The sequence below is a fragment of the Streptomyces sp. NPDC058335 genome (assembly GCF_042723915.1).
Lineage (GTDB): Bacteria > Actinomycetota > Actinomycetes > Streptomycetales > Streptomycetaceae > Streptomyces.
The window spans coordinates 186938-205379 of record NZ_JBHXHX010000007.1 but is presented as its reverse complement, the minus strand read 5'-3'; the positions used below and the strand labels follow the sequence as shown (position 1 = coordinate 205379).

Genomic DNA, 18442 nt, shown 5'->3' with positions numbered 1-18442 from the left:
CGTGAAGCCCCTCACATCCGGAAGACGCCGAACTGGGGCTCACCCAGGGGCGCGTTGGCACAGGCGGTCAGGGCCAGACCCAGCACCTGGCGGGTGTCCAGCGGGTCGATGACCCCGTCGTCCCAGAGCCGGGCGGTCGCGTAGTAGGCGTTGCCCTGGCGCTCGTACTGCTCCCGGATCGGGTCCTTGAACGCCTCCTCCTCCGGGGCCGGCCACTCCTGGCCGCGCGCCTCCATCTGGTCGCGCTTGACGGTGGCGAGGACGGAGGCGGCCTGCTCACCGCCCATCACGGAGATCTTGGCGTTCGGCCACATCCACAGGAAGCGCGGGGAGTACGCCCGGCCGCACATCGAGTAGTTCCCGGCGCCGTACGACCCGCCGACCACGACCGTCAGCTTGGGCACGCGCGTGCAGGCGACCGCGGTGACCATCTTGGCGCCGTGCTTGGCGATGCCACCGGCCTCGTAGTCCCGGCCGACCATGAAGCCGGAGATGTTCTGGAGGAACAGCAGCGGGATGCCGCGCTGGTCGCACAGCTCGATGAAGTGGGCGCCCTTCTGGGCGGACTCGGAGAACAGGATGCCGTTGTTGGCGACGATGCCGACCGGGTGCCCGTGGATGCGGGCGAAGCCGGTGATCAGGGTCTGCCCGAACTCGGACTTGAACTCGGCGAACCGCGAACCGTCGGCGATCCGGGCGATGATCTCCCGTGCGTCGTAGGGGGTACGGGAGTCGACCGGGACCGCGCCGTACAGCCCGAAGGGGTCGACCTTCGGCTCGACCGCGGGCCGCACCTCCCAGGGGAGCGGACTGCGGGCCGGGAGGGTCGAGACGATGGTCCGCACGATGCGCAGGGCGTGCGCGTCGTCCTCCGCGAGGTGGTCGGTGACGCCCGACACGCGCGCGTGGACCTCGCCGCCGCCCAGCTCCTCCGCGGTGACGACCTCGCCGGTGGCGGCCTTCACCAGCGGGGGACCGCCGAGGAAGATCGTGCCCTGGCCGCGCACGATGACGGCCTCGTCGCTCATCGCGGGGACATACGCCCCACCGGCCGTGCACGAGCCGAGCACGGCCGCGATCTGCGGAATGCCGGCGCCGGACATCCGGGCCTGGTTGTAGAAGATCCGCCCGAAGTGCTCGCGGTCCGGGAACACCTCGTCCTGCATGGGCAGGAAGGCGCCGCCCGAATCCACCAGGTACAGGCACGGCAGGCGGTTCTCGAGAGCGACCTCCTGGGCCCGCAGATGCTTCTTCACCGTCATCGGGTAGTACGTCCCGCCCTTGACGGTGGCGTCGTTGGCCACGATCACGCACTCACGGCCGCTGACCCGGCCGATCCCGGCGATCACGCCCGCGGCCGGGGCCTGCCCGTCGTAGAGCCCGTCGGCGGCGAGGGGGGCCAGCTCCAGGAACGGCGAGCCGGGGTCGAGGAGGGTGTCCACCCGGTCCCTCGGCAACAGCTTCCCGCGCGCGGTGTGCCGGGCCCGCGCCTTCTCACCCCCGCCGAGCCGGGCGGCGGCGAGCTTGCCGCGCAGCTCCTCGACGAGTGCGAGGTGGGCCCTCTCATTGGCCCGCCAGGCCTCCGACGCGGGGTCTGCCGCGCTGGTCAGCTCCGGTGCCTGCTCCATACCTTGCGGTCCCCTCACGGCCAGTGGTCGACTGTTAATGAGCGTTAACCATTTCCATCAGGTTAACGAGCGCTAACCTCGATGTCTAGAATTGTTTTCATGGCCACCAGAACCGACGCCCCCACCCGCCGCGAGCAGATCCTCAAGGAGGCCGCGCGGCTGTTCGCCGAACGCGGGTTCCACGGCGTCGGCGTGGACGAGATAGGAGCCGCGGTCGGCATCAGCGGACCCGGCCTCTACCGGCACTTCCCCGGCAAGGACGCGATGCTCGCGGAGTTGCTGGTCGGGATCAGCGGCCAGCTGCTGACCGGCGCGCGGCGCCGGATGCAGGAGGCCGACGGGGGCGGGGGCGAGGCGGTCCTCGACTCGCTCATCGAGGGGCACATCGACTTCGCGCTCGACGACCGTCCCCTCATCACCCTGCACGACCGCGAGCTGGACCGCCTCCGCGACAGCGACCGCAAGCTGGTACGGCAGTTGCAGCGGCAGTACGTCGAGCTGTGGGTGGAGGTCGTCCGCGGGGTGTACCCGGCGCTGACCGAACCGGCGGCCCGGTCCGCCGTGCACTCGGTGTTCGGACTCCTGAACTCCACCCCGCACCTGGGCAGGGCGGGCTCCCTCCCCGGCCGGGGAGCCACGGCGGACCTCCTCCACCGCATGGCGAGAGGCGCCTTCGGCTCGGCGGCGGAGGCGGAGGCGTAGGGGGTCAGTCGCTGAGACTCTCCAGCTCGGCGGCGAAGAGCAGCGCGGGATCGAAGCCCATCCCGGTGAAGTGGCCGGCCAGCTCCAGGGACAGCGCGCCGTGCAGCCGGGTCCAGAAGGCCAGCGCCCGGCGCGGGGCCGGGGACGGGGCGGGGTGGCCGTCCGCCCACTCCCGGTGCTCGGCGAGATGTGCGTCGAACGGCGTCTGCGCGTCGCCGCCGGGCAGCTCGGCGAAGGCGTCGAGCAGGCGGGCCATGATCTCGGACGCGATGGCGGTGATGTCGTCGGGCGCGTGATAGCCCGGCACGGGCGTGCCGTAGACCAGGAAGTACCGGTGCGGATCCGCCAGCGCCCACGCGCGCAGGGCGTAGGCCAGCGAGGCGACATCGCCGTCGGCGGCGCGGACTGCGTCGGCCAGGCTGCGGTACGCGTCCCTGATCAACTCGGTGATCAGCTCGTCCCGGCTGCCGAAGTACCGGTACAGCGCGGGCCCGCTCATCCCCATCTGCCGGGCGATCGCATTGAGCGACAAGGCGGAGGCCCCGGCCGCCGCGATCTGCTTCCAGGCCCGCTCCTTCACCTCGGCCCGCACCTGAGCGCGGTACCGCTCGCGGGGGCTCTCGGCGCTGGTGGTTCCGGCCATGCGTGGGGCCCCTTCCGTGGGTGGTCGGCTATAGCTACACGGGTTTGTTAGAGGCTATCACGGTGCCTGAGGGTGCGGTGGTTACCGGGGCTCCGGGGCTTGGATGGCGGTTGGATGGCCCGGTGCAGGGATCCCGGGCTTCGGGGGGGGCGGGCCGTGGAGTCGCGACCCGAGGTTCCCGGATGTCGCGCGGGTCGGGGGTCCGTCCCAAGGTCGCGCGGTGGGGCGTGAGGGTCGGGGTCCGAGGTCGCGCGGTGGGGCGTGAGGGTCCGGGATCCCAGGGTCGCGCGGTGGGGCGCGAGGATCCGGCGGCGCTGGGGGTGCGGGGTGCGTGGGGGTGCGGGTGCGTGGGGGTGCAGGGGGCGGAGCCCCCGCGGGGTCCGGGGCGGAGCCCCGGGAGGGCTCACCTCTCGGGCGACCGAGTCGGGTAGGTCGGGTGGGTCGGGTGGGAGACTTCCGGGGGTGCAGGGGGCGGAGCCCCCGCCGGGGTCCGGGGCCGAGCCCCGGAGCGAGTCGGGCCTCTCGGCCGACCGAGTCGGGTGGGTCGGGTGGGAAGGGTTCCGGGGTCTGGGGCGGGGCCCCAGGGGGCGGTGGGCGTGACGAGCGTTACCCCGTACCCACCCTGGACGCACCCCGTACTCGCCGGTACGGTGAATGAGCAAGCGCTTAGACAGGGCCGAGGTACGTGGAGGTGGCGGCGTGCGCCGTACGGTGTTCAACGAGGATCACGAGGCATTCCGGGAGACCCTTCGCGCCTTCATCGAGGCCGAGGTCGTACCCGTCTACGACGAGTGGTTCGCCGCCGGCCAGGCCCCGCGGGAGTTCTACTACAAGCTCGGCGAGCTGGGCATCTTCGGGATCAACGTCCCCGAGGAGTTCGGCGGCGCGGGTCTGGACAGCCACAAGTTCGAGGCCGTCCTCTACGAGGAGACCGCCCGCGCCGGCGTCCAGTTCGGCGGCTCCGGCGTGCACGTCCTGCTCGCCCTGCCGTACATCAAGATGCTCGCCACCGACGAGCAGAAGAAGCGTTTCCTGCCGAAGTTCGTCTCCGGCGAGGAGATGTGGGCCATCGCGATGACGGAGCCGGGCACCGGTTCCGACCTCGCGGGCATGAAGACCACGGCCAGGCTGAGCGAGGACGGCACGCACTACGTCCTCAACGGCTCGAAGACCTTCATCACGGGCGGCGTCCACGCCGACAAGGTGATCGTCTGCGCCCGCACCTCCGCCCCGACCGCCGAGGACCGCCGCTTCGGCATCTCCCTCTTCGCGGTGGACACCAAGTCCGAGGGCTACTCCATCGGCCGCAAGCTGGACAAGCTGGGCCTGCGCACCTCCGACACGGCCGAGCTGGCCTTCGTCGACGTCAAGGTGCCGGTCGAGGACCTGCTCGGCGAGGAGAACAAGGGCTTCTCCTACCTCGGTCACAACCTCGCCTCGGAGCGCTGGGGCATCGCCTTCGGCGCCTATGCCCAGGCGAAGGCGGCCGTCCGGTTCGCCACGGAGTACGTGCGCGAGCGCACCGTCTTCGGCAAGCCGGTCGCCCACTTCCAGAACACCAAGTTCGAGCTGGCCGCCTGCCAGGCCGAGGTGGACGCGGCCGAGGCCGTCGCCGACCGCGCCACGGAGGCCCTGGACGCCGGTGAGCTGACCCCCGCCGAGGCCGCCAGCGCCAAGCTGTTCTGCACCGAGGTCGCCCACCGCGTCATCGACCGCTGCCTCCAGCTGCACGGCGGCTACGGCTACATGAACGAGTACCCGATCGCCCGCCTGTACGCGGACAACCGCGTCAACCGCATCTACGGCGGCACCAGCGAGATCATGAAGTCGATCATCGCCAAGGACATGGGTCTGTAAGCCGGCCGCAATTACTGCCCGGTACAACAGTTCTCATGAGCCAGGCACTACAGGATCTCCTCGATCTGCTCGACCTCGAGCAGATCGAGGAGAACATCTTCCGTGGCCGCTCCCGGTCCGCCGTCGTCCCCCGCGTCTTCGGCGGTCAGGTGGCGGCCCAGGCGCTGGTCGCCGCCGGGCGTACGGTCCCCGCCGACCGGCACGCCCACTCCCTGCACGCGTACTTCCTCCGCATGGGCGATCCGGGAGCGCCCATCGTCTACACCGTCGAGCGCATCCGCGACGGCCGCTCCTTCACCACCCGCCGCGCGGTCGCGGTCCAGCACGGCCGGCCGATCTTCACCCTCTCGGCGTCCTTCCAGACGTACGAGGAGGGCCTCGACCACCAGACCCCGATGCCCGCCTCCCCGGATCCGGCGACCCTGCCGACCTCCGAGGAACGCCTGCGGGGCTACGACCATCTCCCGCGGGACGTGGTCGAGCGGTTCCTGGAGGCCCGGCAGGCCATCGACCTGCGGTACGTCGAGGAGCCGCCGTACGGGAGGTTCGGTGAGCCGCGCGAGCCGCACAGCCAGGTCTGGTTCCGCACCAACGGCAAGCTCGCGGACGACCCGCTGCTGCACGTCGTCCTCGCCACCTACGTCTCCGACATGACCCTCCTGGACTCCGTGCTCCTCGCGCACGGCCGCGGCGGCTGGGCCGTCGGGGACGTGGTGGGGGCGTCGCTGGACCACGCGATGTGGTTCCACCGGCCGTTCCGCGCCGACGAGTGGCTGCTGTACGACCAGGAGTCGCCGTCGGCGCACGGCGGCCGCGGCCTCGGCCAGGCCCGTATCTACACGCAGGACGGGCAGCTCGCCGTGTCGGTGATCCAGGAAGGTGTGGTGCGCGTCCCTCGGGAAGACTGAGGGGCATGGCCACAGCAGAGGAACAGGGCGGCGGCGAGAGCACCTTCACGGTGATCGTCGCCGCCGTCGCCAATCTCGGGATCGCGCTCGCCAAGGCGGTCGCCGGTGTGATCAGCGGATCCAGCGCGATGCTGTCGGAGGCGGCGCATTCGGTCGCCGACACGGTTACCGAGATCATGCTGCTGACCGCCCTCAGACGCAGCGGGAAACCGGCCGACGAGGACCACCCCCTCGGCCACGGCCCCGAGCGGTACATCTGGGCCCTGCTCGCCGCCGTCGCCACCTTCGTCGGCGGCGCGGTCTTCTCCCTCTACGACGGCGTCCACACCCTCGTCGAGGGCGAGGACCTCGGCGATCCGCTCGTCTCGTACATCGTCCTCGGCGTCGCCTTCCTGCTGGAGGGCTACTCGCTGCGGACGGGACTGCGGCAGGCCCGAGGCGAGGCGGCCCGGCTCAGGGCGCCCTTCCGGCTGTACCTCCGGCACACCCCCGACACCGCCGTGAAGGCCGTCGTCCTGGAGGACTCCGCCGCCCTCGCCGGCCTCGTCCTCGCCGCGGGCGGCCTGCTCGGCGGGCAGCTCACCGGCTCCGGCGCCTGGGACGGCGCCGCCTCCCTGTGCATCGGCGTCCTGCTGCTGTACGTCGCCTGGGTGCTGGGCCGCTCCAACGCCGAACTCCTCATCGGCCGCCCGCTGCCGAAGCCGATGCGGGAGCGCATCCGCGCGGAGCTGCTGGAGTCCGCGCACATCGAGGCCGTACTCGAACTGACCACCCTGGTCCAGGGACCCCGCGAGGCCCTGGTCGCGGCGAAGGTCGACTTCCGGGACGTGTCCACCGCCGCCCAGATCGAGTGGGCCTGCGAGCAGGCCGAGGCCCGGCTGCGGGAGGTCTTCCCCGCGGTCACCCGCGTGTACCTCGACCCGACGCCGGGGTACGCCCAGCGCCGGAGGGAGGGGCTCAACCCCTGGTCGTGAGGGCCGGCCGCCGTCCTAGGCGAGACCGGCCTCCGCCAACAGGAACGCCGTCATCGGGTCGTAGTGGCGGGGGCTGAGGACGTGGTCGTCGAGGGGGACCGCCACCTGGACGGTGCCCTCCGACTCGGCGAGGAACAGCGCCGGGTCGTTGCAGTCGGCGTACCCGACGGAGTCCACGCCGTGCTGTCCGGCGTAGCCCGCCCAGCCGTGGTCGGCGACGACCAGGTCCGGCAGCGGGCGCCCCTCGCGCTCCAGGGCGGTCAGGATCGCCTTCATCGGTTCGCCCGAATGGGTGTGCCACAGGGTGGCGCCGTGCTCCAGGACCGCGACCTGCGCGAACTGCATGACGTAACCCTCGTCCGTCTGGAGTCCGTCCGGGATGACGACGATCTCGCAGCCCGCCCCGCGCAGCGCGTCCGCGGTGGCCCGGTGCACGTCCAGCAGACCGCCCGGGTGACCGGTGGCGAACAGCACCCGCTGCCGGTCCTCGGCCGCCTTGCGCAGTCGCCCGGCGAGCCGTTCCAGGCCGTCGACCGTCAGCTGGGGGTCGATGGTGTCCTGGCCGTAGCGGTACTCGGGGTCGTCGTTGACGCCGACCCGCTCCGCCATCACCGCGAGCACGTCCTGCTCGTCGGTCCAGCGGTCGCCGAGCTCCAGTCCGAGCCAGAAGTTGCGGACGCCGTTGGCCAACTGGCGGTAGTGGGAGAGGTTGTTCTCGCGCGGGGTGGCGACGTCACCCGCGATACGGGTCTTCACAAGGTGCTCGACGAGCTCGGCGCGGCTGGGTGTCCCGGGTATCGGCATGGTCTCCATTGTGAGGCAGCGGCCGGTGGGAGTCTCCGGTGTCCCGGACGCTGGGACGTGGGTCACTCGCCCTGGCCACGCGCTTTCCCGTCCTTCGTCGAACTCACCGCTGCCGCAGGGCGAACCACAGTTCCATCCGTACGTCCGGGTCGTCCAGGTCCGTCCTCAGCAGGGCGGCGCAGCGCGCGATCCGCTGCCGCACGGTGTTGCGGTGCACGCCCAGCGCCACCGCCGTACGGTCCCAACTGCCGTGCAGGGACAGCCAGCTGCGCAGGGTGTCGGCGAGGGTCTCGCCGAGGGGAGCGAGCAGCGTACGGGCGTGCGCCTCGGCCTCGTCCGGCGGCACCAGGTCGGCGAGCGCCGGGCGGGCGCCGTGCCGGACCAGGGGCGCGCGGGTGGCGCGGGCGCGGGCCAGGGCACGCCCCGCGCGGGTGTCGGCGGCCGGCCAGTCGGCGGGGGCCGCGGCGTCACCGACCCCCAGCGTCCACCCCGGCTGCGCGACCGGCTCCCGCTCGCCCGGCACCAGTACCCGTACGATCCCGTCCCCGAGGTCGACCAGCGGCGACCCGAGCGCGGCGCCCAGCGCGGAGGCGGCCACCGCGTCCGGGTCCTGCCCCTCGGGCCGCCCGTGCACCACCTGCCACCGCTCCCCGCCCAGCAGCGGGGCCACGGATTCCGGCGGGGCCCCGAGCAGCAGCCGTACGAGGGCCGAGGAGCGGGCCGCCTCCGTGCCGCTCCGGTGCTCACCGGTGAGCAGCGAGAGCAGGACGGCGGCGACGGAGGCGATGGTGTGATCACCGGGTTCGCGGCGGGCAACGGCGACCCCGAGCACGAAGCCCCGGCCGGCTCCGAGGGCGTAGGCGGCGAGATGGGTGCCGCCGGTGGTGTCGGTGGCGGAGGCGGGGGCGGGGCGGCTGCCCGGCCGGACCACCCGCGCCAGCTCGGCCAGCGCCGGTCCCACCTCGCTGCCCGGCTCCCTCCCCGCCGCCGCGATCTCCGTGCCCTCCGGCCCGTACAGCACCGCCCGTCCGCCCACCCGCCGGGCCAGTTGCCGCAGCACCGACGGCACCGGGTCCGGGCGGGAGGCGGCGGAGGCGAGGCTCTGCTGGGCCTCGGTGACCCGGCGCAGCTCGGCGTGCCGGGCCTGGGCCATGAGCTGCCAGACCGCGCGGGCCACGCCGGAGAAGGTGGTCTGCGGCGGCACCTCCAGGAGCGGCAGCTCATAGGCGTCGCAGGCGGCGACCAGGGCGCGCGGCACGGTGTCGTGCACCGGCGCCAGGCCGAACCCGAGCGCCGCGCCGCCCGCCGCCACGATCCGCGAGACGTAGTCGTCGAAGTACGTGCCCGACCCCGCCGCCTCCGGAATGTGCACGCCGGCCGTCAGCAGCAGCTCACCGCCCAGCAGATACGGGTACGGGTCGGCCATCTCCGAGGTGTGCGCCCAGTGGACGGCCAGGCCCGGATGGCGGGGCCCGGCGATCTGTCGCAGGGCCAGGTCCTCGCGGGCCAGCAGGGACGCGAGGGGCACGGGCGGAGTGGGCGGAACCGTGGGATCCGGCATGGTGTGCGTTTCCTCTGTCCAGCGCGACCTCAATGGAGGAAACGTACACTTCGCAGTCGCCGTCCGGCCCTCTAGGGTCGTCCCGACCGGGACGCCGAACTCGTGTCCGAACCCCGTCCCGCGTCCCCAGTACAGTCGTATCGAGCGGTACAGAGCGGTACATACGCGACGACGCGTAGGAAAGAAGGCAGCAGATGAGCAGCAACGAGACGCCCCGCGGCCCGGTCGACTCCTCCCGCGTCCCGCGGTACGCCGGACCCGCGACCTTCGCCCGGCTGCCCCGCCTCGACGAGGTCGGCCGCGCCGACGTCGCCGTCGTGGGCGTGCCGTTCGACTCCGGCGTCTCGTACCGGCCGGGCGCCCGCTTCGGCGGCAACGCGATCCGCGAGGCCTCCCGGCTGCTGCGGCCCTACAACCCGGCCCAGGATGCCTCCCCCTTCGCCCTCGCCCAGGTCGCGGACGGCGGCGACATCGCCGTGAACCCGTTCAACATCAACGAGGCCGTCGAGACCGTCGAGGCGGCGGCCGACGACCTGCTGGGCACCGGCGCCCGCCTGATGACCCTCGGCGGCGACCACACCATCGCCCTCCCGCTGCTCAGGTCGGTCGCCAAGAAGCACGGCCCGGTCGCCCTGCTCCACTTCGACGCCCACCTCGACACCTGGGACACCTACTTCGGCGCCGAGTACACGCACGGCACGCCGTTCCGCCGGGCCGTCGAGGAGGGCATCCTCGACACCTCCGCCCTCTCGCACGTCGGCACCCGCGGCCCCCTCTACGGCAAGCAGGACCTCACCGACGACGAGAAGATGGGCTTCGGCATCGTCACCTCCGCGGACGTGATGCGGCGCGGCGTCGACGAGATCGCCGACCAGCTGCGCCAGCGCATCGGCGACCGCCCCCTCTACATCTCCATCGACATCGACTGCCTCGACCCGGCCCACGCGCCCGGCACCGGCACGCCCGAGGCTGGCGGCATGACCTCCCGCGAACTGCTGGAGATCCTGCGTGGTCTGGCCTCCTGCCACCTCGTCTCGGCGGACGTCGTCGAGGTGGCGCCCGCGTACGATCACGCGGAGATCACGTCGGTGGCGGCATCGCACACGGCGTACGAACTGACCACGATCATGTCCCGCCAGATTGCAGAGGCCCGCGCGAAGTGACTCACGACCACGACCTGGTGCTCCGTCCGACGCCGGCCCAGACGGAGGCCGCGCTGAACCCGCCGCCCGGCCGCAACGGCGGAGACCTGGTCGTGGAGACGCTGGCCGGGCTCGGCGCGACCACCGTCTTCGGGCTGCCCGGCCAGCACGCGCTCGGCATGTTCGACGCGCTGAGCCGCTCCGACCTGCGCTACATCGGCCTGCGGGTGGAGAACAACGCGGGCTTCGCGGCGGACGCGTACGGCCGCATCACCGGTGAGGCGGCGCCGCTGCTGCTGTCGACGGGGCCCGGCGCGCTGACCTCGCTCGCCGCTCTCCAGGAGGCGGCGGCGGCCTCCGCCCCCGTCCTGGCGATCAGCAGCCAGATCCCCACGCGCGGCCTCGGCGGCGGCCGCCACGGCTACCTCCACGAACTCCCCGACCAGGCGGCCTCGTTCCGGGGCGTGGTGAAGTCGGTCCACACGGTCCGCACCCAGTCCCAGATCCCGTCCGCGCTGGAGGCGGCCTGGAAGTCGGCGCTGACGGCCCCGCACGGACCGGTGTGGGTGGAGATCCCGCAGGACGTACTGCTGGCAGAGACGGCGATCCCCGTGGTCACGGTCGGCGACGCCTTCCCCGAGGAACTCCCCCCGCGCCCCGAACTGACCGCGGTCGCCGCCGACCTGCTGTCGAAGGCCGACCGCCCGGCGATCATCGCCGGCGGCGGAGTGGTCCGCGCGGACGCCTCCGGCAAGCTCCGCAAGCTCGCCGAACGTCTCGACGCCCCCGTCGTCACCACCTTCGGCGGCAAGGGCGCCTTCCCGTGGACCCACCCCCTGTCCCTCCAGTCCTGGCTCGAGGACCGGCACACCACGGACTTCCTGGAGGACGCGGACGTCCTGCTGGTGATCGGCTCGGGCCTCGGCGAACTCTCCTCGAACTACCACACGTTCAAGCCGCGCGGCCGCGTCATCCAGATCGAGGCCGACCTCGGCAAACTGGAGGCCAACCACCCGGCCCTCGGCATCCACGCGGATGCCCGCCTCGCGATCCAGGCCCTCCTGGAAACGGCCCCGGAACGCCGCGACCCGACGGCACCGGAACGCGTACGCACGGTCCTCTCCCGCGTCTCGGAACGCATCGCGTCCCAGGAACTGACGCTGGAGAAGCAACTGTTGGCGTCCGTCCGCAAGGCGCTCCCCGCCGACTCCCCGTCCTTCTGGGACATGACGATCCTGGCGTACTGGGCCTGGTCGGCCTTCGACCCCAAGGGCTCGAACCACATGCACTCCGCCCAGGGCGCGGGCGGCCTCGGCTACGGCTTCCCGGCGGCCCTCGGCGCGGCGGCCGCCGACCCGACCCGCCCGGTGCTGGCGGTGTCCGGCGACGGCGGCGCCCTCTACTCGATCGCCGAGCTGGCCACGGCCAAGCAGTACGGCCTGAACGTCACCTGGCTGATCGTCGACGACGGCGGCTACGGCATCCTCCGCGAGTACATGACGGACGCCTTCGGCCGGGCCACCGTCACGGAACTGAACGGCCCCGACCACGTCGCCCTCGCCGAGTCCTTCGGTGTCCCGGCCCTGCGTACCACCCCGGAATCCCTGGAAACGGACCTGGCGAAGGCCTTGGCGTCGCCGGGCCCGTCGGTGCTGGTCCTGTCGGCGGTACTGCGCATGTTCGCCCCTACCCACGTGGACTGACGACAGCGGCCGGCCGCGAGGGGCGATTCCCTCATGGCCGGCCGGGTCGTGTTCCGGGTCCGTTCGCCTACCAGATCGCCTCGACCCACTCCGGGTGGTCGATGAACGGGTTGCGGTTGTGCTGGTAGGTGTCGTAGATGGCCTGGTTGCGGCGCTCCTCGAAGGCGTCCGGCGGGTCCTCGTCGTTCCACGCCTTCAGGACGGAGAGGCGGCCGTGGTAGGGCACGCTGCCGTTGGTGACGAGGTCGTTGGGCTCCAGGTTGGGCCAGCCGTCGTCGCCCTCGTAGCGGACGGCCATGTAGAGGATCATGCGGGCCACGTCGCCCTTGACGGCGTCACGCGGCTCGAAGGAGTTCGAGTCGGTGAGGCTGCCGCCGGAGTTGGTGAAGCTGCTGCCGCCGTTGTCGAAGTCCTTGTTGCCGCGGACGGCGTTGACCGTCACGTCCTCGGGGCGGATGTGGTGCAGGTCGGTGCCGGGACCCGCCGAGGTGCCGAAGTCGCCGTGCGACTGGGCCCACACGTGCTCGCGGTTCCAGTTGCCGCTGTTGCCGCCGTTGAGCGACTTGCTGCGGGAGATGCCCGAGTACAGCAGCTTCACGTTGGAGCTGTTGTTCGGGTCCTGGTCGGTGACCTTCAGCGCTTCCCACAGAGCCGAGTAGGACAGCTTCGTCTGGGGCGTGATGATCGTGTGCAGCGAGGACTTCAGGCTCGTACCCGTCTTGCCGACCGCGTTCTTGTAGTACGTCGAGTCGTACGCGGTCGTGGTCGCCGCGGCGGGGGTCGCGGTGAGCGCGGGCGCGGTGAGGCCGACCAGTACGGCAGTGGTGGCAAGGGCCACCGACTTCCATCGGCGTATGCGTGTCGCCAGCATGTGGGGTGTCCGATCTACGCGTGTGGATTGGAGGCGGCAATCGGGAGAGTGACATGCACATGCGGTCAAGGCAATGAATCTGACGTGTCGATCAGATGACGGGAACCGGCAAACTGCCCCTTGTCCACGCGAGTTGATGGCGTGAAACGGCCCCTGACGGGAGAGTCAGGGGCCGTTGCCGCTGTGCGGGCCGGTGTGGCGGCCGACGCGCGGTCAGTTGGAGTCAGTCCGCGTCAGTCCGTGGTCAGGTCACGTCCGAGGCGTCCAGGCGGTAGACCGTCGACTCGGAGGTCGAGGTCGACTCGGAGGCCGCGGACGAATCGGACGTCGTGCTCGGAGTCGCGCTGTAGTCGCTCTCCTCCACCGCCGTCCCGTTCTTCTGCACCCACTCCGTCACCTCGGAGTTGGCCGTGGAGCCGCCGCCCATACCGCCGCCTCCCATGCCGCCGCCTCCCATGCCGCCGCCGAGCTGGATGTAGTGCAGCTCGCCCTTCTTCACCAGTTCCTTCAGCCTGGCCAGCGTCATCGCGTTGTCGGAGCCGGACCAGCCCCACATGGAGATCACCGGCTCACCGCTGCTGAGGATGAGCTGCGCGGCGGACTGTGAACTCGACACCGCGAGCAGCCACTTGGCGCCGTCCTGGTTCTTCTTCAGGTACGAGAGCAGCTCGGTGCTCGCGCCGCCCCCGCCCATGCCGCCGCCTCCCGTGCCGGTACCGCCGGGCCCGTCGCCCGCACCGGTGCCGCCTTCGGCCGCGGTGCCACCCGGGGCCGTACCGCCTTCACCCGCCGCGCCGCCGGGAGGCGTACCGCCCGCCTGGCCGCCTGGCTGTCCCTCGGCCTGCGTGCCCTGCGCGTCCTGTTCGCCGCCGGTGCCAGGGAAACCGCCACGGTCACCGCCGCCCCCGGGACGGCCGCCGCCGAAGCCGCCGCTCCCGGTCGTGGGTCCGGCCGTCGGATTCGTACCGCCCATCGCGCCGCCCGAACCGGACGGCACCGACCAGGCGTACGCCGCCGGACCGGCCACCGAGGCGACGACCGCCGCGGCCACCGAAGCCGCCAGCAGGCGGGCCCGGTTGCCCGAGCGGAAGACGAGCAGCCCCACGATCGCCAGCGCCATGACGACGCCGACGGCCGGCCACAGCCAGGTGTTCCAGCCGGAGGCGCGGCGCAGCAGCACGATCGCCCAGCCGGCCGTGACCGCGAGGGCGAGCGGCAGCACCCACGCCCACCGCCTGTCGGCGCGGAAGGCGCGGAGCAGCATCAGGCCGCCGCCCCCGCACAGCGCCGCGATGCCCGGGGCGAGGGCGGTCGTGTAGTACGGGTGCATGGTGCCCTCGGCCATGGCGAAGGTCAGGTAGTGCAGGGCGGTCCAGCCGCCCCACATCACCAGCGCGGCGCGGGTGAGGTCCGTACGCGGGGCGCGCCCGCACAGGACGAGGCCGCCGACGAACGCGATGGCCGCGAAGGGGATCAGCCAGGAGATCTGGCCGCCGAGGATGTCGTTGAACATCCGGCCGATGCCGGCGGTACCGGAGAAGCCGCCGCCTCCGCCCCCGCCTCCGCCGCCGTTGCCCTCGCCGCCGAGGACCCGGCCGAGGCCGTTGTAGCCCATGATCAGGTTCCAGGCCGTGCCGTCGGTCGAGCCGCCGATGTAGGGCCGCTCGTCGGCCGGGACCAGGGAGACGGCCGCCGCCCACCAGAAGCTGGAGACCGCGAGGACCACGGCCGCGGCGGCCAGGTTGAGCAGCCGCTTCACCAGCTTGGGCTTCGCCGCGTACAGGTAGACCGCGAAGACCGCGGGCAGCGCGATGTAGCCCTGGAGCATCTTGGTGTTGAAGGCGAGGCCGAAGCAGGCGGCCGAGCCGAGCAGCGGCAGCAGCCTGCCGTTGTGCACGGCCCGCAGGGCCAGTGCCGCGCCGCCCACCATCAGGAACACCAGCAGGGTGTCGGGGTTGTTGTCGCGGTTGATGGCCACGGTGATCGGGGTCAACGCGAGGACCAGCGCGGCGACCGTCGCCGCGCCGTGGCCCCACACCCGCTTCACGGAGGAGTGCAGGATCCAGATCGTGCCGAGGGCGGTCAGGATCAGTGGCAGCATCATCTGCCAGGTCCCGAAGCCGAACACGCGGCAGGACAGGCCCATCACCATCAGGGCGAACGGTGGCTTGTCGACGGTGAGGAAGTTCCCCGCGTCCAACGAGCCGAAGAACCAGGCCTTCCAGCTCTGGGTGCCGCTCAGTACGGCGGCGCTGTAGAAGCTGTTGAGCCCGGAGCCGGAGAGGTTCCAGCCGTAGAGCACCGCCGCCAGGACCAGGATCGCGAGCAGCGCGGGGAGCGACCAGCGCGGCGCCCTGTCCGGCGGGGGCGCCGCCGGGACCGGTGGCGGGGCCGACGTCGGGGTCGACCCAGGGCTCGCCGTCGGAGGCGCCGTGGGCCGCAGCGGGTCCGTGGACACGGTCGGGTGGGGGAGGGGATCGGTGGCAGAGGTCACCACTGCACGGTGCAGACGGCCGATGAGCGCGGGCTGTGCTCAGCCTGGGTCCGGCCTGTGAGTGGGCGGGAGAGCGTTTCCGATGGCTGACGCCGTGCTGCTTACCGCTGTGTCCACGCCGGCGTCCAGGAGGGCGTCCAAACCGCGCTGCCGGGCCGGTCGGGCTGTGCGGAGCCGAGGTGGTCGCGGAGTGTGGCGAGTGCGGGATGCGGGTTGTCGCGGCGCCAGATCAGCGAGTGCGGGTAGACGGGCGTCGGGTCGGTCACCGGGATGCGCCTCAGGTCGTGGCCGGCGGGCCAGACGAGGCGGGTCTGCTCGCCCATGAAGGTGGCCAGGGCCGGGGTGTCGGCCACGGTGTCCAGGAGCGCGTCGGAGCCGAAGTTGGGACCGGTCGCCTCGATGGTGAGGCCGAACTCGGCGACGAGGTCGTCGTAGTAGGCGGCCCACTCGGTACCGGGGACGATGCCGGGCATCCAGATCCGGTGCCCGGCGAGTTGGGCGACGGTCACCGAGCGGGCGCCCGCCAGCGCGTGGGCGGGGCCGGTGAGGAGCTGGAGCGGCTCGTCGAGCACCCGGACGGACTCGATGTCCTCGGGAAGGGGCCTGCCGGGCACGGCGACGGCACGGAAGGACGCGTCGATCGCACCGGACCGGATGGCGGCGACGGCCGTCTCGATGTCGAACAGCCACACCACGTCCAACTCGATCCCGGGGTGCGCGCGGTGGAAGCCGCGCATCAGGCCCGACGCCGCGCTGCGCGAGGCGAGCACGTCGACGCGCAGCGGACGGCTGCCGGTGCGTACGGACGCGACCGCGCGCTCGGCGACGCGCAGCAGTTCGCGCGCGTGGGGCAGGAACGCCTGCCCGTCGATGGTGAGTTCGGCACCACGCGCGGTGCGGGTGAACAGCCGCACGCCCAGCTCGCGCTCCAGCGCGGCGATGCGCTTGGAGACTGCCTGCTGGGTGACCGCCAGCTCGGCGGCGGCTTCCTGGAACTGTCCCGCGTCGGCGGCGGCGACGAAGGTCCGGGCGGTGTCGAGGTCCACGCCGACGCACCTTAGTGCACAACGTGGGGTTGTGGCTCCCCGGCGCCTTGGTTGTTTGACCTGCTGCTGTGCTGCCAGCTTTGCTCTCACCGGTCAACGTCGGCTTGTTCGGGTGGACATCAAGGGGTGCGCTGAGCGTGGTGGCCAGGAGACGGCTGGGCCGGCGGTTCGGGTGGCTGTGGGCGGCGTACGCGGTCAGCACGTTCGGCACGCGGCTCGCGTTCGACGCGTTCGCCCTGATCGCGATCCTCGTGCTGCACGCCGGGCCGACCGAGGTGTCGCTGCTGGCCGCGACAGGGCTGGCGGTGGGGGCCGTGGTGGCGGTGCCGCTCGGCCCGTGGGTGGAGTTCCGCCGCAAGCGGCCGGTGATGGTCGCGATGGATCTGACCCGGTTCGTGGCACTGATGAGTGTCCCCGTCGCGTACGCACTCGGCCTGCTCGGCTTCGTCCAGCTCCTGGTGGTGTCCGTCGTCGTCGGTGCGGCCGACATCGCCTTCAACGCGGCCAGCGGCGCGTATCTGAAGGCGCTCGTGCGGCCGGAGGACCTGCTCGTCGCGAGCGGGCGATTCGAGTCCACGAACTGGACCGCCACCGTGCTCGGACCGCCGGTCGGCACCGCCGCCATCGGGTTCTTCGGCCCGGTGCTGACCGTGGCGACCGACGCGGTCAGCTATCTGCTCTCGGCCGCGGGGATCCGTGCGATCGGAGGGAGCGAGCCGCGCCCTGTGCGGACCGGTACGAGTGTGATCGGGGGGAGCGAGCCGCACGCCGTGCGGACCGGTACGAAGGGGGCGCCGTTCCGGTTCGGTGAGCTGTTCGAAGGGTGGCGGTACATCCTGGCCCACCCGGCCCTGCGCCCGCTGTTCTTCAACACGGTCCTGGTCAGCGGCCTGATCATGGCGACTTCACCGCTGCTCGCCGTTCTCATGCTGGGCGACCTCGGGTTCGCCCCCTGGCAGTACGGCCTCGCGTTCGGCCTGCCCTGCGTCGGCGGCATCATCGGGTCACGGCTGGCCCCCCGGCTCGTCGCACGGTTCGGCCGGCACAAGGTCATGCTCACCGCCGGGACCCTGCGCGCGTGCTGGTCGATCGGGCTGGCCTTCATCCGCCCCGGCGTGGCCGGGCTCGTGCTCGTCATCGCGGTCGAGTTCGCGCTGATCACCAGCATGGGCGTGTTCAACCCGGTGTTCGCCGCCTACCGGCTCGACCGGACGGCCACGGACCGGGTCGCCCGCACCCTGTCGGCGTGGTCGGTCACCAGCAAGGCGACCGTCGCGGCCATGACCGGGCTGTGGGGCCTGCTGGCCGGCGTCACCGGCCCCCGCGTGGCGATCGCCGTCGCCGGTCTTCTCATGCTGATCACCCCCTTTCTGCTCCCCCGGCACGACCGCACGCCGCACCCCGGGCGAGATCTGGCCCGGAGCCCGAGGTGACACCCCCAGCCGCAGCGATCACCCGCAAGGAGAACACCCGCATGAGCACCGTCCCCGCGTGCACGGTCCCCGCCCTCGACCCCGCCCGCACCGCCCTTCTCGTCATGGACTGCCAGCCCGCGATCCTGGCCCTGCTGCCCGAGGGCGGGGACCGCGAAGCCCTGCCGGCCCGCCTGGAAGGTGCCGTCGCAGCCGTTCGTGCCGGCGGCGGCACCGTCGCCTACGTCCGTGTCGGCTTCACCGAGGCCGACTGGGACGCGATCCCGGCCGCCAACAAGTCCTTCGCCCCGCTGGCCCGGCACCGCCTCATGCACCACGAGGACCCTGTCACCGCCGTCCACGAGCGCCTGGCGCCCCAGGACGGCGACATCGTGGTGCGCAAGGTCCGCCACGGCGGCCTGTCCACCACCGACCTCGACGAGCGGCTGCGCGAGCGCGAGATCACCACGCTGGTCGTCTCCGGCCTCAGCACCAGCGGCGCCGTGCTGTCCACCGTCGTCGACGCGGCCGACCGCGACTACCTCCTGTACGTCCTGTCCGACGGCGTCGCCGACCCCGACCCCGAAGTCCACGACCTCCTGCTGCACCGCGTCTTCCCCTCACGGGCCCACGTCATCGACACCGCCCGGTTGCACACCCTGCTCGGGGCCGACTGAATCGAACCGCGAACCGCCGG

At 72.2% G+C, this 18442-nt stretch carries 15 protein-coding genes; 8 read left to right on the top strand and 7 right to left on the bottom strand.

Annotation, left to right across the window (positions count from 1 at the left end; translation table 11 throughout):
- Nucleotides 1-11 precede the first annotated feature (11 nt).
- The gene (locus tag ACFWJX_RS15710) at nt 12-1628 is read right to left on the bottom strand and encodes a carboxyl transferase domain-containing protein (RefSeq protein ID WP_383242423.1); all 1617 of its coding nucleotides are present in this window, start codon (nt 1626-1628) and stop codon (nt 12-14) included.
- Nucleotides 1629-1727: 99 nt separating this feature from the next.
- Here ACFWJX_RS15710 and ACFWJX_RS15705 point away from each other — a divergent pair, with 99 nt between their 5' ends.
- On the top strand, nt 1728-2330 hold the full coding sequence (locus ACFWJX_RS15705) for a TetR/AcrR family transcriptional regulator (RefSeq protein ID WP_383242420.1): 603 nt from the start codon (nt 1728-1730) through the stop codon (nt 2328-2330).
- Between the two features lie 4 nt (nt 2331-2334).
- Here ACFWJX_RS15705 and ACFWJX_RS15700 read toward each other — a convergent pair whose 3' ends face one another.
- Nucleotides 2335-2973 (bottom strand): TetR/AcrR family transcriptional regulator, encoded by a 639-nt coding sequence (locus ACFWJX_RS15700; RefSeq protein WP_383242417.1) that lies wholly within the window; start codon nt 2971-2973, stop codon nt 2335-2337.
- 699 nt (nt 2974-3672) lie between these two features.
- On the opposite strand from ACFWJX_RS15700, the gene ACFWJX_RS15695 reads away from it, so the two are divergent.
- Genes ACFWJX_RS15695 through ACFWJX_RS15685 form a run of 3 tightly spaced genes read left to right on the top strand, consistent with a single transcriptional unit; the run spans nt 3673 to nt 6712 of the window.
- The gene (locus tag ACFWJX_RS15695; protein ID WP_383242414.1) at nt 3673-4830 is read left to right on the top strand and encodes an acyl-CoA dehydrogenase family protein; all 1158 of its coding nucleotides are present in this window, start codon (nt 3673-3675) and stop codon (nt 4828-4830) included.
- 35 nt (nt 4831-4865) lie between these two features.
- Nucleotides 4866-5738, top strand: a complete 873-nt coding sequence (locus ACFWJX_RS15690; RefSeq protein WP_383242413.1) for an acyl-CoA thioesterase — start codon at nt 4866-4868, stop codon at nt 5736-5738.
- 5 nt (nt 5739-5743) lie between these two features.
- Nucleotides 5744-6712, top strand: a complete 969-nt coding sequence (locus tag ACFWJX_RS15685) for a cation diffusion facilitator family transporter (RefSeq protein ID WP_383242410.1) — start codon at nt 5744-5746, stop codon at nt 6710-6712.
- Nucleotides 6713-6727: 15 nt separating this feature from the next.
- Here ACFWJX_RS15685 and ACFWJX_RS15680 read toward each other — a convergent pair whose 3' ends face one another.
- Together ACFWJX_RS15680 and ACFWJX_RS15675 are read right to left on the bottom strand one after the other, a co-directional pair.
- Nucleotides 6728-7516, bottom strand: coding sequence for a phosphatase (locus ACFWJX_RS15680; protein ID WP_383242407.1), 789 nt, complete (start codon nt 7514-7516; stop codon nt 6728-6730).
- A 103-nt stretch (nt 7517-7619) separates the two neighbouring features.
- Nucleotides 7620-9077, bottom strand: a complete 1458-nt coding sequence (locus ACFWJX_RS15675) for a PucR family transcriptional regulator ligand-binding domain-containing protein (RefSeq protein ID WP_383242404.1) — start codon at nt 9075-9077, stop codon at nt 7620-7622.
- A 194-nt stretch (nt 9078-9271) separates the two neighbouring features.
- Between ACFWJX_RS15675 and speB the strand changes: the two genes are divergently transcribed.
- Both speB and ACFWJX_RS15665 read left to right on the top strand, forming a co-directional pair.
- Nucleotides 9272-10240, top strand: a complete 969-nt coding sequence (gene speB / locus ACFWJX_RS15670) for an agmatinase (RefSeq protein ID WP_073498523.1) — start codon at nt 9272-9274, stop codon at nt 10238-10240.
- The gene (locus tag ACFWJX_RS15665; RefSeq protein ID WP_383242401.1) at nt 10237-11922 is read left to right on the top strand and encodes a thiamine pyrophosphate-binding protein; all 1686 of its coding nucleotides are present in this window, start codon (nt 10237-10239) and stop codon (nt 11920-11922) included. Before speB ends, ACFWJX_RS15665 begins: the two co-directional genes overlap by 4 nt.
- A 67-nt stretch (nt 11923-11989) precedes the next feature.
- Here ACFWJX_RS15665 and ACFWJX_RS15660 read toward each other — a convergent pair whose 3' ends face one another.
- The 3 genes from ACFWJX_RS15660 to ACFWJX_RS15650 form a co-directional block, all read right to left on the bottom strand.
- Nucleotides 11990-12793, bottom strand: coding sequence for an endonuclease I family protein (locus ACFWJX_RS15660; protein ID WP_383242398.1), 804 nt, complete (start codon nt 12791-12793; stop codon nt 11990-11992).
- A 244-nt stretch (nt 12794-13037) separates the two neighbouring features.
- Nucleotides 13038-15287 (bottom strand): ArnT family glycosyltransferase, encoded by a 2250-nt coding sequence (locus ACFWJX_RS15655; RefSeq protein WP_383242395.1) that lies wholly within the window; start codon nt 15285-15287, stop codon nt 13038-13040.
- A 101-nt stretch (nt 15288-15388) separates the two neighbouring features.
- Nucleotides 15389-16333, bottom strand: a complete 945-nt coding sequence (locus ACFWJX_RS15650; protein ID WP_383242392.1) for a LysR family transcriptional regulator — start codon at nt 16331-16333, stop codon at nt 15389-15391.
- 137 nt (nt 16334-16470) lie between these two features.
- On the opposite strand from ACFWJX_RS15650, the gene ACFWJX_RS15645 reads away from it, so the two are divergent.
- Both ACFWJX_RS15645 and ACFWJX_RS15640 read left to right on the top strand, forming a co-directional pair.
- Entirely contained in the window at nt 16471-17766 is a 1296-nt protein-coding gene (locus tag ACFWJX_RS15645; protein ID WP_383242389.1) for an MFS transporter, read from the top strand.
- Nucleotides 17767-17807: 41 nt separating this feature from the next.
- Nucleotides 17808-18422 carry a cysteine hydrolase gene (locus ACFWJX_RS15640; RefSeq protein ID WP_383242386.1) on the top strand — a complete coding sequence of 205 codons (615 nt, stop codon included), beginning with the start codon at nt 17808-17810 and terminating at the stop codon, nt 18420-18422.
- The last annotated feature ends 20 nt before the right edge of the window (nt 18423-18442 follow it).

What these genes read in the sequence shown, in the direction of transcription:
- ACFWJX_RS15710 (WP_383242423.1), bottom strand. Translation starts at nt 1,628, where the DNA reads ATGGAGCAGGCACCGGAGCTGACCAGCGCGGCAGACCCCGCGTCGGAG.
- ACFWJX_RS15705 (WP_383242420.1), top strand. Translation starts at nt 1,728, where the DNA reads ATGGCCACCAGAACCGACGCCCCCACCCGCCGCGAGCAGATCCTCAAG.
- ACFWJX_RS15700 (WP_383242417.1), bottom strand. Translation starts at nt 2,973, where the DNA reads ATGGCCGGAACCACCAGCGCCGAGAGCCCCCGCGAGCGGTACCGCGCT.
- ACFWJX_RS15690 (WP_383242413.1), top strand. Translation starts at nt 4,866, where the DNA reads ATGAGCCAGGCACTACAGGATCTCCTCGATCTGCTCGACCTCGAGCAG.
- ACFWJX_RS15685 (WP_383242410.1), top strand. Translation starts at nt 5,744, where the DNA reads ATGGCCACAGCAGAGGAACAGGGCGGCGGCGAGAGCACCTTCACGGTG.
- ACFWJX_RS15680 (WP_383242407.1), bottom strand. Translation starts at nt 7,516, where the DNA reads ATGCCGATACCCGGGACACCCAGCCGCGCCGAGCTCGTCGAGCACCTT.
- ACFWJX_RS15675 (WP_383242404.1), bottom strand. Translation starts at nt 9,077, where the DNA reads ATGCCGGATCCCACGGTTCCGCCCACTCCGCCCGTGCCCCTCGCGTCC.
- speB (WP_073498523.1), top strand. Translation starts at nt 9,272, where the DNA reads ATGAGCAGCAACGAGACGCCCCGCGGCCCGGTCGACTCCTCCCGCGTC.
- ACFWJX_RS15660 (WP_383242398.1), bottom strand. Translation starts at nt 12,793, where the DNA reads ATGCTGGCGACACGCATACGCCGATGGAAGTCGGTGGCCCTTGCCACC.
- ACFWJX_RS15640 (WP_383242386.1), top strand. Translation starts at nt 17,808, where the DNA reads ATGAGCACCGTCCCCGCGTGCACGGTCCCCGCCCTCGACCCCGCCCGC.